Source organism: Corallococcus sp. AS-1-12 (genome assembly GCF_020036995.1).
Classification (GTDB): domain Bacteria; phylum Myxococcota; class Myxococcia; order Myxococcales; family Myxococcaceae; genus Corallococcus.
The window spans coordinates 503,587-517,793 of record NZ_JAIQDD010000003.1; the positions used below are offsets into that span (position 1 = coordinate 503,587).

Annotated in this window: 14 protein-coding genes; 7 read left to right on the top strand and 7 right to left on the bottom strand. The window is 69.3% G+C overall.

Annotated features, from left to right (window positions below; genetic code table 11):
• Positions 1-53: 53 nt before the first annotated feature.
• Positions 54-1,460, top strand: coding sequence for a DNA adenine methylase (locus tag K8556_RS06885; RefSeq protein WP_223739203.1), 1,407 nt, complete (start codon positions 54-56; stop codon positions 1,458-1,460).
• Between the two features lie 18 nt (positions 1,461-1,478).
• Here K8556_RS06885 and K8556_RS06890 read toward each other — a convergent pair whose 3' ends face one another.
• The 5 genes from K8556_RS06890 to K8556_RS06910 form a co-directional block, all read right to left on the bottom strand.
• Positions 1,479-2,543, bottom strand: coding sequence for a phospholipase D family protein (locus tag K8556_RS06890; RefSeq protein ID WP_223739204.1), 1,065 nt, complete (start codon positions 2,541-2,543; stop codon positions 1,479-1,481).
• Positions 2,544-2,667: 124 nt separating this feature from the next.
• Complete coding sequence (locus K8556_RS06895) at positions 2,668-3,411, bottom strand: GlsB/YeaQ/YmgE family stress response membrane protein (RefSeq protein WP_223739205.1); 744 nt, start codon at positions 3,409-3,411, stop codon at positions 2,668-2,670.
• Between the two features lie 12 nt (positions 3,412-3,423).
• Positions 3,424-5,304: an FTR1 family protein gene (locus K8556_RS06900; protein WP_223739206.1), complete on the bottom strand. Its 1,881-nt coding sequence runs from the start codon at positions 5,302-5,304 to the stop codon at positions 3,424-3,426.
• A gap of 89 nt (positions 5,305-5,393) precedes the next feature.
• The gene (locus tag K8556_RS06905) at positions 5,394-5,888 is read right to left on the bottom strand and encodes a dihydrofolate reductase (protein WP_255651410.1); all 495 of its coding nucleotides are present in this window, start codon (positions 5,886-5,888) and stop codon (positions 5,394-5,396) included.
• A complete protein-coding gene (locus K8556_RS06910; protein ID WP_223739208.1) occupies positions 5,885-6,679 on the bottom strand; it encodes a thymidylate synthase in 795 nt (264 codons plus the stop codon). The genes K8556_RS06905 and K8556_RS06910 overlap by 4 nt, the downstream gene beginning before the upstream one ends.
• A gap of 103 nt (positions 6,680-6,782) precedes the next feature.
• Here K8556_RS06910 and K8556_RS06915 point away from each other — a divergent pair, with 103 nt between their 5' ends.
• The 3 genes from K8556_RS06915 to K8556_RS06925 are packed head-to-tail and all read left to right on the top strand — an operon-like array spanning position 6,783 to position 9,296.
• Positions 6,783-7,343, top strand: coding sequence for a cob(I)yrinic acid a,c-diamide adenosyltransferase (locus tag K8556_RS06915; RefSeq protein ID WP_223739209.1), 561 nt, complete (start codon positions 6,783-6,785; stop codon positions 7,341-7,343).
• A 4-nt stretch (positions 7,344-7,347) separates the two neighbouring features.
• Positions 7,348-8,373 (top strand): tRNA epoxyqueuosine(34) reductase QueG, encoded by a 1,026-nt coding sequence (queG, locus tag K8556_RS06920; protein WP_223739210.1) that lies wholly within the window; start codon positions 7,348-7,350, stop codon positions 8,371-8,373.
• On the top strand, positions 8,346-9,296 hold the full coding sequence (locus K8556_RS06925; protein WP_223739211.1) for a DMT family transporter: 951 nt from the start codon (positions 8,346-8,348) through the stop codon (positions 9,294-9,296). The genes queG and K8556_RS06925 overlap by 28 nt, the downstream gene beginning before the upstream one ends.
• 10 nt (positions 9,297-9,306) lie before the next feature.
• On the opposite strand, the gene K8556_RS06930 is transcribed toward K8556_RS06925, so the two are convergent.
• Positions 9,307-10,119 carry a hypothetical protein gene (locus K8556_RS06930; protein ID WP_223739212.1) on the bottom strand — a complete coding sequence of 271 codons (813 nt, stop codon included), beginning with the start codon at positions 10,117-10,119 and terminating at the stop codon, positions 9,307-9,309.
• Between the two features lie 95 nt (positions 10,120-10,214).
• Here K8556_RS06930 and K8556_RS06935 point away from each other — a divergent pair, with 95 nt between their 5' ends.
• Both K8556_RS06935 and K8556_RS06940 read left to right on the top strand, forming a co-directional pair.
• Positions 10,215-11,105, top strand: a complete 891-nt coding sequence (locus tag K8556_RS06935; RefSeq protein ID WP_223739213.1) for an MTAP family purine nucleoside phosphorylase — start codon at positions 10,215-10,217, stop codon at positions 11,103-11,105.
• Positions 11,106-11,222: 117 nt separating this feature from the next.
• Entirely contained in the window at positions 11,223-12,272 is a 1,050-nt protein-coding gene (locus tag K8556_RS06940; protein WP_223739214.1) for a YihY/virulence factor BrkB family protein, read from the top strand.
• Positions 12,273-12,296: 24 nt separating this feature from the next.
• Here the strand turns inward: K8556_RS06940 and K8556_RS06945 are convergent, their stop codons facing one another.
• Positions 12,297-13,121 (bottom strand): M48 family metallopeptidase, encoded by an 825-nt coding sequence (locus K8556_RS06945; RefSeq protein ID WP_223739215.1) that lies wholly within the window; start codon positions 13,119-13,121, stop codon positions 12,297-12,299.
• 149 nt (positions 13,122-13,270) lie between these two features.
• Between K8556_RS06945 and mutM the strand changes: the two genes are divergently transcribed.
• Positions 13,271-14,173: a bifunctional DNA-formamidopyrimidine glycosylase/DNA-(apurinic or apyrimidinic site) lyase gene (gene mutM, locus K8556_RS06950; protein ID WP_223739216.1), complete on the top strand. Its 903-nt coding sequence runs from the start codon at positions 13,271-13,273 to the stop codon at positions 14,171-14,173.
• Positions 14,174-14,207 lie beyond the last annotated feature (34 nt).

Here is a 14,207-nt window from a genome sequence, read left to right on the forward strand (position 1 = left end):
CGCAATGCGCGAGGTCGTGGACGGTCGACGGAAGGTAATGGAGAGGTACCCAAGTGACAAGTAAGACGACCGCCGCCAATGCGAACCTGCCGCTCTTCCCGTCCTCTACGCCTGTACCGCTAGCCGGCGAGACGAGGATCGCGTTCCGGCCCATCCACTACCTCGGTAGCAAGCTGCGTCTCGTGGAAACGATTCTCGAGACCATCGAGCAAGTCGAACTCCCGCACGGGTCGGCATGCGATCTCTTCGCCGGATCGGGGACCGTTTCCCTGGCGCTCGCCCACGGCCGCGATGTCATCGCTGTAGACATCCAAGAGTATTCCCGAGTCGTCTGTTCGGCCATGCTTCGGCAGTCCTGGGATACGGCGCTGGGGGAGAGCCTCCTCGCCGATGTTCGGCGCTCCGCCCATCTGGAGAAGCTCGCTCAGGCCTTGGAGCCGCTCCTTTCCTACGAGGAACGCTGCATTGAGGACGCAGTGGCTGGCAACCCCGATCCTCTATGTGAACTCGTGGAACAGGGATCCTTGTTGGCGCATGCGCGCAAGTCTCCGGAAAAGATCAGCACCGGATTGGAAAAGGCGCTCGCGAGCACCTCTCGTCGTCTCGCGCGCGGGGACCTGGACTCCCATCCAGGGACCCTTACCACGCGATACTTCGGGGGCGTGTACTTCTCATTTCGGCAGACCCTCCAACTCGACGCACTGCTTGAGCGCGTCCACGCGTTTCCAACTAGGGAGCGGGACTACTACCTCGCTCCCGTGCTCAGCACGGCTAGTGAGATCGTGAACACGGTGGGCAAGCAGTTCGCCCAACCAATCCGTCCGAGGGATTCGGAAGGTCGGCCCAAACACCACCTAACGCGGCAGATCATCCGCGACCGCTCCTTGGAGACGTTCGACGTATTTGCGAATTGGATGGCCCGTTATCAGCAGTTGCCACGTACGCAGCATCATCACAAGGTGCTGCGCCTGGACTACCAGGAGTTTCTGTCACAGTTCGACGGTCGGCTTGGTGTTGTCTATGCCGACCCGCCGTACACGCGAGACCACTACAGCCGCTTCTACCATGTGCTCGAAACAATGTGCCTGCGCGACAACCCGGAGGTTTCCACGATGCGCCTGGGGGGCCACGAACTCCTGAGCCGCGGCTTCTATCGGGTAGATCGGCACCAGTCGCCCTTCTGCATCAAGTCGCAAGCGCCAGGAGCATTCGCTCGTCTATTCGCAGGTGTACGGCGCCTGGAGTCCCCCCTTGTGCTGTCGTACTCGCCCTACCAGAAGGATGAAGGGGCACGCCCTCGGCTCATGACGGTCGAGAGCATCGTTGCGTTGGCGCGAGAGCATTTCCGAGACGTGGATGTGCAGTCGGTTGGCCGCTATGCGCACAACAAGTTCAATCAGCATCAGTTGAACACGCGAGTTTTCTACGACTCAGAGGTCCTCATCGTATGCCGGCCATAAACCCTCCTGGTTTGTGCCTCAGGGCTCTGGGAGAAGGGGAGAATCGGGCCAGGCTCGGCGAAGCTCGTCAGAACTCATCGTCACACGGCGCATACGACCCGTACGGCCCGTCCAGCGCTGGGCGAGAATCCGCAGGACGTGGTTGTACGAAGGATCTTCTGGCATAAGCAGCCGGTAGCGGAACTTCCGCGTCGCGCTGCGCAAGAAGACGGCGATGGGACGAGCGGAGCCCTCGGGGTAGGACAGGTTGACAGCCGCCCCCAGCTCAATTCGGTAATTCTGGCTCTTGACGCTAACGCATGGACGCACCTCGATGTCTCCTACAGTGCCATCAGCCGCGACGTGCCACAGAAACACGCGCTGGCGTGCACCCGGTGTTGCTTGGAAGAACTGACGGAACGTTTCAAGATCGAAATTCGCCTGCTTCCAGCGCTCACCGCGAGGAATCTCAGCAATCATGACCGTGTCTGGGGCCGTTGTTGATGACACATCATCAAGCGCGACGTCGTCGGAATCGACCGCTGGAATAGCTGCGGCGACGTTCTTTGCCGCTCGTGCTAGCACCTCTTCATCATCCACCGATTTCAGCCGGGCCTTGTTGCTGAGGGTCCACTTCCTCCACTGTGCCGCAGTGGTCTGGGCCTCAGCGGTAGTCGCTCCGCAGAGGCTGAACGCCTCCCAGTTTCCGGCCAACCCACCTAGCGTGAGATTTCCAGAGCCAAGCACTGCCGTGCCGCCCTTGAGTGAGCGGAACCAGCAGAACTTCGGATGGAACAGGATGCCCTTGCGATGATGAAGGAAGACACGAACGACGAGCTTCCGGTACGTCTCGGTGTACTCCTTCAGTAATGCCAACGTGGCGACGTTGGTAACTGCGTCTACCCCAACGATCAGATCGAATGAAGCCCGCTTGAGGAATGCCGCGAAGTCGGCATCGTCGAACAGCATGCGGACCCCCTTCGCTGATGCGAAGGCGAACATTCCCGTACCCTCTGACGCATTGTGACTCGCATCGAGAATCGCTTCGAGCAAGTACGATGAACTCTCGCCGTCGGGGTCTTGCAATCGGATGATGGTGTCCATGGTTCATCCCGTCGGTGCGCCGAACCACCCAAATACCCAGTGCGGGCGCCGATTCTAGCTATGCATCCTCATATGTGGCTAATACGTGAGGAAATGCGTGTTGGTCTTTTCTCAGCGTGGGCGCCTAGAAGCTGCCCATCAAGCCCAGGTGCGGGCCCTTGGAGCTGTAGGTGGCCACGGGCATCAGGCGCACGGACGGGCCAGGAGGGGGCTCCTGCATCGCGGCCTCCTTGCTCAGGGCGTTGGCGTGGGACAGCTCGAAGCCCGCGCTCGCTCCCACCACCGGGAGGATGAAGAGGGCGGCGTTGAGGGCCGGGGGCGCCTCCGTGCCGCTGTTCACCAGCGTGAGCGCCAGGAACGTCGCGCCCCAGCCCACCATGCTCCCGGCCACCGTCGCGCCCACCCGGCCGCGCCCGCCCATGAACCGGCCGCCCGCGTACGTTCCCACCGGGATGCCGATGATGCCTCCCGCCGCGGCGCCCGCGACGGCCATCACCAGGCACTCGTCACAGCCCACCGTGGCGGACCCCAGCAGGTACCCCACCGAGCCCAGCACCGTCGCGCCCACGACGCCGCCCGCCGTGCCGCCCAGCACCTCCACCGCCACGCGCGGCACCGGGTCCTTCGCGGCGGGCGCGGCCTTCACGGGGGGCAGTGCCTGGGCGGGGACGGCGGCGCGCGTCGGGACCTCGTCACCGGGGGTGACGTCCGGCGGCGGAGGCACGTCCTCGTCCGGCGCGCCCACCAACGGCGGCGGCGTGAGGCTCCCGGCGGGCGCCCGGGCCGGCTCGGAGGGGGCCTCCTGGGCCGAGGCCAGGCCCGATACGAGCAGCAGGGCGAGGAGTGTGGACAGACGTGTGTGCTTCACCAGGACGGGAGGCTACCGCAACGGCTGTGTCGGCGTCGCCCCGTCACCGGAGGCGGGCGTCTCCACGCGGGTGCGGCGGCGCAGGGCCCGGTAGACGAGCGGCGCCACGGCCAGCAGCGCCTGCGGCACCAGCGACAGCGCATCCGGGTACAGGCCCAGCATGTCCACGTAGATGAAGCGCACCGGCACCAGCGGCAGCGCGCCCACCTCCTGCAGCGAGTGGATGCCCTTGCCCAGCAGCATCACCGCCGTCACCACCATCACCACCGTGGAGAGGCTGAAGAGCGTCTTCATGGGCAGCCGGTAGCCCAGGCGGTTGACGAAGAGCACCAGCACCGCCAGCGCGACGAGGCCCCCCGCCACGCCCCAGGCCACGCCCGCCGCGGAGTCCACCGCCAGGCCCTGGAGGAAGATGGCCGTCTCGAAGCTCTCACGCAGCACGGACGTGAACGCGATGACGAACAGGCCCACCGTGCTGCCCCGGCCCAGCGCGCCCTGCATCTTCTGGCGCAATTCGCCCATGAAGTGGCTCACGTTGGCGCGCGCGTTGAGCCACAGCGCCGCGTACAGCAGCATGCCCACCGCCACCAGCGCGGTGATGCCCTCCATCCACTCGCGCTGCGCGCCCGCCAGCAGCTTGCGCCCCACGATGTACGCGAGGGCGCCCGCGATGAGCGCGGACACCCAGCCCGCGTGCACCACGCGGACCTGGTCCATGGCCTTCATCTTCTTCAGCGCGGCCAGGAGCGCCGTGACGATGATGGTCGCCTCGAAGCCCTCGCGCAGCAGGATGAGCAGCGTGAGCCACGCCACGGACAGCACGTCCGTGGTGCTCCCGGTGGACTTGCGCGCCTGGTCCAGCAGCGACAGCAGCTCGCGCCCCTCGTCCTGCAGGTGCGGGCTCTTGCGCTCGGCGGCGAGCCGCGCCTGCATGAAGGCCTCCTCCAGCTTCTGGGTGAGCGCCGGGTCGCGCCCGCGCAGCTTGGGCTCCACCGGCTCCAGGCCGTTGAGGTACGCGTCCAGGAGCGCGTTCTTCGCGCCCACGTAGTCACCCTCCGCGCCCATGCGCATCGCGTGGCCCACCGCCGCGCGCGCGTTGAGCAGCACCTTCTCCTCGTCCGCGTCCGGCATGTTCCGGCGCAGGCACGCCACCTTGTCCGCGCCGAACGCCTTCGCCAGCTCCGCGTCCGTGGACGTGGCCAGCCGCTCCAGCGACGCATTGGGCGGCTCGCCCTGGCACGGCGGCTGGCGCAGGGTGAAGACGAAGAAGGCCAGCGACCAGCGGTCGTCCTCGGTGAGCGTGGGGTAGGCCGGCATCGCCGTGCCGGGCACGCCGAAGCTGGTGGTGTTGAACGCCTTGTAGGGCGTGAGGCCGTCCTCCATCAGCTCCGCGTCATGGAAGTTCGCCGGCCGCGGCTCCATGTTCGCCGCGATGGACACGTCCGCCTTGCCCTCCGCGCCGTGGCACGCCGTGCAGTTGGCCTGGAAGAGCTTCTTGCCGTGCTCCAGGTCCGGCGCCACGCGAGGGCTGCGCGCCAGGCCCCCCGCCAGCACCAGGCTCTCCACCAGCTCCCCGCAGTCGCGGCTGACGCCCTCCGGGTCCTTCGCTTCGTTGACGCGCGCCTGGATGGCCTCCACGCGGGGCACGAACGTGGCCGCCGCCGGGCCCAGGTCCTTCGCCGCCGCCAGCGCCTCCGCCGCGAAGCTCTTCTGCTCCGTCAGCTCGAACTCCGACTGGGACGACACCGCCGCCGGGTAGTCCGCCTGGAGGTACTGGAGGATGCCCACCAGCCGGTGCCAGGTACGCCCCTCGTCGGACGCCGGCGACTCGGCCCGGGCGGAAGAGGACAGCGCGAGCAGCAGGCACAACGTGAGGGCGGCGGCGTGTTTCACGACCGCTTTCTACCAACCGCGCCACGCGTGTTCAATTCTGCGAATCAAATTCAATTGATAAGCCCCCCTCGTGAGGCAAACCCCTGGAATCAGGGCTGGCCCTGACGCTCGTAGGTGAAGAAACCGAAGGGCAGGTCGCCTTCCGGGTGCCGTTCCTCCTCCACCAGCGTCCATCCGCTGAGGTCCATGGGCGGGAAGAAGGCGTCGCCCGGGACGTCCCGCTCGAGGCGGGTGAGGTAGAGCCGCTGCCACAGCGCCTGCGTCTGCGCGTAGAGGTCCGCGCCGCCCGCGATGAAGACCTCGCTGTCGCCCCGCGCCCGCTCCAGGGCCTCGTCCACGGTGTGGGCCACGTGGACGCCTTGGGGCGCGGGCCAGTCGCGCTGGCGGGTGAGCACCACGGTGGTGCGGCCGGGCAGGGGACGTCCGATGGAGTCGTACGTCTTGCGGCCCATGACGAGGGTGTGGCCCAGCGTCAGCCGCTTGAAGCGCGCCAGGTCTGGCGGCAGGCGCCAGGGCAGGGTGTTGCCCTGACCGATGACGCGGTTCGCCGCCATGGCGACGATGGCGGACACGCGCGGGCTCATACGGCCACGGGCGCCTTGATGGCGGGGTGCGGGTCGTAGCCCTCCAGCGTGAAGTCCTCGTAGCGGAAGGCGAACAGGTCCTTCACGTCCGGGTTCAGGCGCATGCGCGGCAGCGGGCGCGGCTCTCGCGTCAGTTGCTCCCGGGCCTGCTCCACGTGGTTGAGGTACAGGTGCGCGTCACCGATGGTGTGGATGAACTCGTGCGCGGTGAGGCCCGTGACCTGCGCCACCATCAGGGTCAGCAGCGAGTACGACGCGATGTTGAAGGGCAGCCCCAGGAAGATGTCCGCGCTGCGCTGGTAGAGCTGGCAGGAGAGCTTCCCGTCGGCCACGTAGAACTGGAACAGCACGTGGCAGGGCGGCAGCTTCATGGAGGGCACGTCCGCCACGTTCCACGCGCTCACCAGGTGCCGGCGCGAGTCCGGGTTCTTCTTGAGCCCGTCCACCAACTGCTTCATCTGGTCCACGTGGCCGCCGTCCGGCGTGTTCCACGAGCGCCACTGGTGGCCGTAGACGGGGCCCAGGCTGCCGTCCGCGCTGGCCCACTCGTCCCAGATGGTGACCCCCACCTCCTGGAGCGAGCGCACGTTCGAGTCCCCCCGGAGCATCCACAGCAGCTCGTGGATGATGGATTTCAGGTGGAGCTTCTTTGTCGTCACCAGGGGGAAGCCCTGGGTGAGGTCGAAGCGGAGCTGGTGGCCGAAGAGGCTCAGCGTCCCCGTGCCGGTCCGGTCGCCCTTCTTCGTCCCGTGATTCAGGACGTGCTCCATCAGACTCAGGTAAGGCTGCATGGGGCCCTTTTTCCCTAGGTGGGGTCGGGCAAGCGAGCAAAATATCGGCCGCTGTCCACCCGCGCACGGCGTCGCCGTGTCGCATCGTTAAACAAGGGCTGCCATGAAGATCTACACGAAGACCGGCGACGCCGGCGAAACGGGCCTCTTCGGCGGCGGCCGGGTGTCGAAGGACGACGCGCTGGTGGAGGCGTACGGCGAGGTGGACGAGCTCAACGCCACGCTGGGCCTCGCGCGCACGTTCTCGCTGCCGGCGGACCTGGACCACCTGCTCCAGCGCCTCCAGGACCAGCTCTTCACGGTGGGTGCGGTGCTGGCCACGCCGCCGCACACCAAGGCGGCGGCCCACATCCCGGAGCTGCGCCCGGAGTGGGTGGAGGAGATGGAGCGCCACATCGACCGCTACGAGGAGGAGCTGCCGAAGATGACGCACTTCATCCTCCCGGGAGGCGCGCCCGCGGCCGCTGCGCTGCACCTGTCGCGCACGGTGTGCCGCCGCACCGAGCGCCGGGTCGTGACGCTGCTGCGTGAGGACAAGGCCCCGCCCGCGGTGGCCATGTACTTGAACCGCCTGTCGGACCTGCTCTTCGTGGTGGCCCGGCTGGTGAACTTCCGCGCCGGCCTGCCGGACGTGAAGTGGATCCCCGAGAAGCCGACGAAGTAGCCCCGTGTACGCGACGCAACTGCCCACGGCCCGCTTGCGGCGGCTCGCCCAGGACGTGGGCTTCGACCTCATCGGCTTCGCGCGCGCGGAGCCCATCCCGCCGTCGTCGCTGATGTCGTGGCTGGAGGCCGGCTACGACGCGGACATGGACTGGATGGGGTCGCGCGCGGAGGAGCGGCTCGACGTGTCGGTGCTCCTCCCGGGGGCGCGCACGGTGCTGTCGCTCGCGAACAACTACTGGCGGGACGACGCGCCGTCGCAGGGCTCGCCCATCGCGCGGTACGCGAGGGGCCGCGACTACCACTCCACGCTGCGCGACCGGATGAAGGCGTTCCGCAAGACCCTCAACGCCTGGTACCCGGGGCTGGGCACCTACGGCGGCGTGGACAGCGGCCCCATGATGGAGAAGGTCTGGGCCGCGCGCGGGGGCCTGGGCTACGTGGGCAAGAACGGCTGCCTCATCACGGAGTCGCACGGCTCGTGGGTGCTGCTGGCCACGCTCATCCTGGACGCGGAGGTGGACGCGTATCCGGAGGGGCCGGTGGCGGACCGGTGCGGCTCCTGCCGGCGGTGTCTCATGGCGTGTCCCACGGGCGCGCTGGTGGGCAACCGGCAGGTGGATGCGCGGGCGTGCCTGTCGTACCAGACGATTGAGAACCGCGACCGTGACGTGCCGGAGGCGTTCCGGCTCAAGTTCGACAACCTCATCTTCGGCTGCGACATCTGCCAGCAGGTGTGCCCGCTGAACCGCAAGCCGGTGTTCGCGGACGACGAGCGCTTCATGCCCCGCGCGGTGGCGTCGCTGGGCACGCTGGAGCTGGCGGCGCTGACCCCCGAGCAATACAAGGAGCTCATCCCGGGCACGGCGCTGGCGCGCGCGCGGTACGACGGTTTGAGGCGCAACGCTGTCTACGCACTGGGCGTCGCACGGCAGGCACACGCCCGGCCGCTGCTCGAAAAACTCAGCGGCGACGACAGCGAGCTGGTACGCAGCGCCGCACGATGGGCGCTTCTGCAACTGGAGCCGTGACGCCGTCCGCCGCGCCGCCGCCGCTCGGGCGGGTGTACGCGGCGCTGACGGTGCAGGTGCTGATCAGCGCGGGCACGTACCTGGCCGCCAAGCGGGCGATGACGGAGCTGTCGCCGTTCACGGTGGTGCTGTGGCGCTTCCTCGTCTGCGGCGTCGCGTTCGTGGCGCTGCTGGCGCTGACGCCGGGGCGGAAGCTGCCGCCGCGCCACGCGTGGCCGCGCATCGCGCTGTTGGGGCTGATGGGCGGGCCGGTGAACCAGACGCTGTTCTTCTCCGGCCTGTCGCGCTCCACGGCGGCGCACGCGGCGCTGTTCTACGCGCTCACGCCGCTGGGCGTGTACGTGGCCAGCCTGGTGCTGGGCCGGGAGCGGGCGTCCACGCGGACGACGGCGGGCATCCTCACGGCGCTGGTGGGCGTGGTGGTGCTGCTGTTGGGCCGGGGGCTCGCGAGCGCGCGGGGCACGCTGGAGGGGGACCTGCTCATCCTCGCGGCGGTGGTGGCGTGGGTGGTCTACACGACGGAGGGCAAGTCCCTGGCCACGGAGCATGGACCGCTGCGCGCGACGGCCTGGACGATGACGGTCGCCACGGTGTTGCAGTTGCCGCTCGCCCCGTTCGTGCTGGAGCCCGCGGCGGTGTGGGCCTCCAGCGCCGCGGCGAAGGCCTCCATCGTGTACGTGGGGCTGATGACGTCGGTGGTGGCGTACCTGCTCTGGTCCTACGCGCTGTCGAAGGTGCCCGCGTCGCGCGTGGCCATCTTCTCCAACCTGCAGCCGGCGGTGACGGCGCTGGTGGCGTGGCTCTTCCTGGATGAAGCGCTGCACTGGGAGCTGGCGCTGGGCGGCGCGCTGGTGCTCGTGGGCGTGCGGCTGACGCAGGGCGCGCCGGTGAAGGCCGCGCCGGTGGTGGTGCGCGCGGGCTGACGGACCGGCGTCAGTCGCCGTTGGGGTCCCACTCGGAGATGTCCTTCTTCGCGGGCTCCGGCGGAATCACGGGGCGCGGCGGCTCCTGGATGCGCGGCGGCGGCTCCTTCTTCGCCACGGGCGGCGGCGGGGGCGGCAGGTCCTCGTCGTCCGAGCGGCTCGGCTGCGCGGGCTCGGCCACCGCCGGCCTCGGCTCGGGCTTGCGCGCGGGCGGCTCGGCGCGGGGCGGCGGCTCCGCGAAGGCGTCGATGTCCGGGGTCTCCGTGCGCCGGGGCTCCGGCTCGGGCGCCACGGCGGGGGAGGGCGGGGGCGGCGTGCGCTCCGGCTCCTGGGCCTTCGCCGGGACGGCCGCCTGCTTCCGTCCGTTGTTCCTCGCCGGCTTCTCGTCCGACGCGCGGTAGCCCGTGCGCTCCGGGGGCGGCTCCGGCGGATCATCGTAGGAGTCGCGCACCGGCCTCGCGCGCGGCTCCTTGTTCTCGTCGTCGCCGAAGGGGTCCTCCTCGCGGCGGCGGTCCTTCTCCTTGATTTCGCGCAGCTTGGCCGCCTCCGTCTTGCCCATCCGGCGCTCGGGCGGCGCCTCCGGTGCGTCCGGCGCCCGGTTGTTCACCGCGTTGAACCGGCGGGTACACTGCGTGCGCGTCTCCAGGCAGCCCTCGAAACAGCGCGTCAGCTTCTTGAGGGCGGCGCCGTTGCCGCCGTACTCGATGGTGCAGTCCTCCTTGCACGTGGTGGCGTCCTCCTCGCAGCCGGGCGGGACGGGACCGGCCAGGGCGGGGGTTGCGAACAGGACGCTGAGGACGACGAGGCGCGGAAGAAGACGCATGGCAAATGTGAAAGCTACCAGTCTTCCGCGCTTCCTGGGCGAGCCCCCCGCGATATCGTCAGGCCCACGCCCGGCGACCGGGCGAGAGGAGACGCATGGCGGCGGTCAAGGTGGGCATCATCGGGGGCCAGGCCCTCTACCAGGCCCTGGGACTCCAGGGACGCGGCGAGCACCTCTCCGTGGAGACGCCCTTCGGGCCCCACAGCACCCCGCTCATCGCCACGGAGCTGGACGGCGTCCCCATCCTCTTCGTCTTCCGCCACGGCCAGGGCCACGTCCACAACGCCACCCGCGCCCCCTACCGCGCCAACCTCTTCGCCCTGAAGTCGCTCGGCGTCACCCACGTCCTGGCCACCGGCACCGTGGGCAGCCTGCGTGACTCCATCCAGCCGCTGCACCTGGCCCTGCCGGATCAGGTCATCGACCGGACCTACCGCCGCCCCTGCACCTTCTACGACGACGTCGCCGTGCACGTGGAGCTGGCCCAGCCCTTCTGCGCCACCCTGCGCCAGACGCTCACCGACGCGGCCCTCCAGAGCGACACGGAGGTGCACGCCTCCGCCACCTACGTCTGCATCGAGGGCCCCTCCCTGAGCACCCAGGCGGAGAGCCAGCTCTACCGCACGTGGGGCGGGGACCTGGTGGGGCTCACCGCCATGCCGGAGGCGCGGCTCGCCCGCGAGGCGGAGCTGCACTATGCCCTCGTCGCGCTGCCCACCGACCACGACTCCTGGCGCTCCCCGCCCGTGGGCCAGGAACCCGAAGCGCTCCTGCCGCGCTTCGCCCAGCGGCTGGACGCCGTCACCGCCCACGGCGCCGCGCTCCTGCGCCGCGCGCTGCCCCGCATCGCGGGCACGCCCACCACCTGCCGCTGCGACAGCGCGCTCGCGCTGGCCATCTTCACCGACCGCACCCGCATCCCCGCCGACGTGAAGAGCCGCCTGCGCCCGCTGCTGGGCCGCTACCTGCCCTCCGGGCTCGTCTAGCGTTCAACAGCCGGCACGCCGCCAGCGCCTCCGGCCGCGAGCGCTCGTCCGGCCGCCTGCTGCCGAAGGGCCGGGCCGTTCACACATTGGCTCCCCACGGACCCGAGGGGGAACCACATGGGGCTGCCACGGCTCAAGTACCTGACGTGGAGGGAGTTCGCGCGGCGCTTCTGGAAGGAGATTGAAGAGGACACCGTCACCGACGTGGCGGCGCAGTTGTCCTACTACTTCATCTTCTCCCTGTTCCCCTTCCTGTTCTTCCTCGTCACGCTGGTGGCGTACATGCCGTTCGCGCCCGGCGCCGTGGACGCGATGATGGACCGCATCCGCCCGCTGGTCCCCGGCGACGCGCTGGGCGTGGTGAGCCAGCACCTCACCTCCCTCGTCGGGGAGACGCGCCCCAAGCTGCTCACCGTGGGTCTCATCGTGGCGCTGTGGACCGCGTCGCGCGGCGTGGACGCCCTGCGCAAGGCGCTCAACCTGGCCTACGACGTGTCGGAGTCCCGACCCTACTGGAAGACGCAGGGCCTGGCGCTGCTGGTGACGCTGATGGGCGGCCTGCTGATTCCCCTGTCCTTCGCCATCCTGCTGCTGGGCGGGCGCGTGGGGGCGTGGGTGGCGGACAAGCTGGCGCTCATCGACGAGTTCCACCTCGTCTGGTCCTGGCTGCGCTGGCCCTTCACCGCGGCGCTGGTGATGCTGATGCTGTCGCTCTGCTACTACCTGCTGCCGGACGTGAAGCAGCGCTTCAAGTACATCACCCCGGGCTCCGTCATTGGCACCCTGGCGTGGCTGGGCAGCACCTGGGGCTTCACCCAGTACGTGGAGCACTTCGGCAAGTACGACGTCACCTACGGCTCCATCGGTGGCGTGGTGGTGCTGCTCCTGTGGCTCTACATCTCCGGGCTCATCTTCATCCTCGGAGGGGAGCTCAACGCCATCCTGGAGCACGCCTCCGCGCAGGGGAAGGCCAAGGGCGCGCGCGACTTCGGCCAGCCCGCGCCCCTGGAGCCGCCCCTCAAGACGCCCGGCGCGGCCAAGAGCGCCGCCAGCGCCCGGAAGACGCGGCTGGCGCTGTTCCGGCGCAAGCGCCGCGTGGCGGAGGGCAAGGACCCGGAGCCCCCGGGCCTGATGCCGGACGGGAGTGACAACCCGTCCGTGCACTGAAGCGCCGGGGCCCGGCCGTCACGGCTACTGCTTGGGCAGCCTGGCCTGGATGGCCGTCAGCCCGCCCGGGGAGTCGCGGTCGCCCTTGAGCCCCTGCTGCGCGATGATCTTCCGCAGGTGCGCGATGCGGTCCTCGCTGGTGGGGTGCGTGGACAGCCACTTGAGCACGCCCGGCGTGTGGCCCTGCTCCTTCTGCAGCTTCTGGAAGAAGGTGATGAGGCCGTTGGGGTCGAAGCCCGAGGCGGAGGCGTACTTCGCGCCGTACTCGTCCGCTTCCGTCTCTTCACTGCGGCTGTGCGCCAACTGCAGCCCGCCGCCCGCCAACTGCGCGGCGATCTGCGCGGCGGTGCTCGGGTTCTGGCCCAGCGCCACCTGGGTGATGGCCTGCAGGCCATAGGCGTTCACCATGGCGCGCGCGGAGTGACGGCCCACCACGTGGCCCGCCTCGTGCGCCATCACGCCCGCCAGCTCCGCCTCCGTGTCCGCCGCGAGCAAGAGGCCCGTGTACACGTAGAGGAAGCCGCCCGGCGTGGCGAAGGCGTTGACCGTCTTCGGGTCATTGATGACGTTGACCTTCCACTTCACCCCGGAGCGGTCCTTGTTGGCCTGCGCGAGGATGGGCTGGGAGATGCCCCGGACGTACGCCAGCACCTCCGGGTCCTCCACGTACTGGATGTTCTCCTTCGTCTCGAGCTCCTTCTTCACCTGGAGGCCGAGCTGGTTCTCCTGCTCGTCGGAGATGAGGACACTGGCGATCGCCTTCTCCGCGCCCACGCGCTGCTTGGTGCAGCCCGTGGAGAGGCCCGAGGCCAGGGTGAGGGTCAGCAGTGCGGTGACCATCCGTTGCATGGGCGAGTCGTCCCTTCTTGCTCAGTGGGTGGAAGCTTTCGCGGCCCGTCGTAACCGCGCCTCCGCGTCCCGGGCAAGCACCTTCCCGGAGCGCCATCCACCGGGGGACATGCGCCGGACACGGTCCGGTGGTATGCCCCTGCGCCTGGATGCCTGAGCTACCGGAAGTGGAGATCGCCCGGCGCAACCTGGAGCGCTGGTTCAAGGGCCGCCGCATCGTGCGCGCGGAAGCGGACGCCACCCGCGTCTTCCGGGGCGCGGAGCTGCCCCTCTTCACCCGGCTCACCGGGCGCGTGGAGTCCCTGGAGCGCAAGGGGAAGTACCTGCTCCTCACCCTGGAGGGCGGCCACGGCCTGATGGCCCACCTGGGCATGACGGGCAAGTTCGTGCGCCGCGAGGAGGGCGTGCCCGTCCCCCACAGCCGCGCCCGCTTCCACCTGGATGACGGCCACGTGGTCCACTTCAGTGATCCACGCCTCTTCGGCCGCATGGAGCCCGTGCCCGCCAAGGCGCTGTGGGAGCTGCCCTCGGTGAAGGCCCTGGGGCGGGACCCCCTGACTGAAGGGCTCACCGGCCCCCAGCTCCAGGAGGCGGTGGGGGATTCCCGGCAGGACCTGAAGGTGGCGCTGATGGACCAGGGCCGCGTCGCGGGCCTGGGCAACATCCACGCCGCGGAGGCGCTCTTCCGCGCGGGGCTGCACCCGGCGCGCAAGCCCGGCACCCTCACGCCGGACGACTGGAAGCACCTGGCGAAGGCCATCCACGCCGCGTTCGACTTCGCCTTCAAGGAGCAGGAGGGCGAGGACATCACCTACCTGGAGGAGCCAGGGTCCGTGAACCGCTTCCGCGTCTACGGGCGGGCGGACGGGCCGTGCTCGAAGTGTGGAACGAAGGTGGAAGCCTTCACCCAGGGTGGGCGCACCACGCATTTCTGTCCGAAATGTCAGCCGCTCTCCACGGTTGCTGTCCGCGCGTCCCGGAAGGGGACGGCGGCGGGGAAGGGGCCGGCTCCCGCCGTCCGCGGCCCGAAACCCCGATCCCGTAGACGTTGACACCCCAGGGGGGCATGGCTTGAATCGCCCGCCC

Coding starts and splice junctions, on each gene's coding strand:
- K8556_RS06890 (WP_223739204.1), bottom strand. CDS start 2,543: ATGGACACCATCATCCGATTGCAAGACCCCGACGGCGAGAGTTCATCG.
- K8556_RS06905 (WP_255651410.1), bottom strand. CDS start 5,888: ATGAGCCCGCGCGTGTCCGCCATCGTCGCCATGGCGGCGAACCGCGTC.
- K8556_RS06910 (WP_223739208.1), bottom strand. CDS start 6,679: ATGCAGCCTTACCTGAGTCTGATGGAGCACGTCCTGAATCACGGGACG.
- K8556_RS06915 (WP_223739209.1), top strand. CDS start 6,783: ATGAAGATCTACACGAAGACCGGCGACGCCGGCGAAACGGGCCTCTTC.
- K8556_RS06925 (WP_223739211.1), top strand. CDS start 8,346: ATGGGCGCTTCTGCAACTGGAGCCGTGACGCCGTCCGCCGCGCCGCCG.
- K8556_RS06930 (WP_223739212.1), bottom strand. CDS start 10,119: ATGCGTCTTCTTCCGCGCCTCGTCGTCCTCAGCGTCCTGTTCGCAACC.
- K8556_RS06935 (WP_223739213.1), top strand. CDS start 10,215: ATGGCGGCGGTCAAGGTGGGCATCATCGGGGGCCAGGCCCTCTACCAG.
- K8556_RS06940 (WP_223739214.1), top strand. CDS start 11,223: ATGGGGCTGCCACGGCTCAAGTACCTGACGTGGAGGGAGTTCGCGCGG.
- K8556_RS06945 (WP_223739215.1), bottom strand. CDS start 13,121: ATGCAACGGATGGTCACCGCACTGCTGACCCTCACCCTGGCCTCGGGC.
- mutM (WP_223739216.1), top strand. CDS start 13,271: ATGCCTGAGCTACCGGAAGTGGAGATCGCCCGGCGCAACCTGGAGCGC.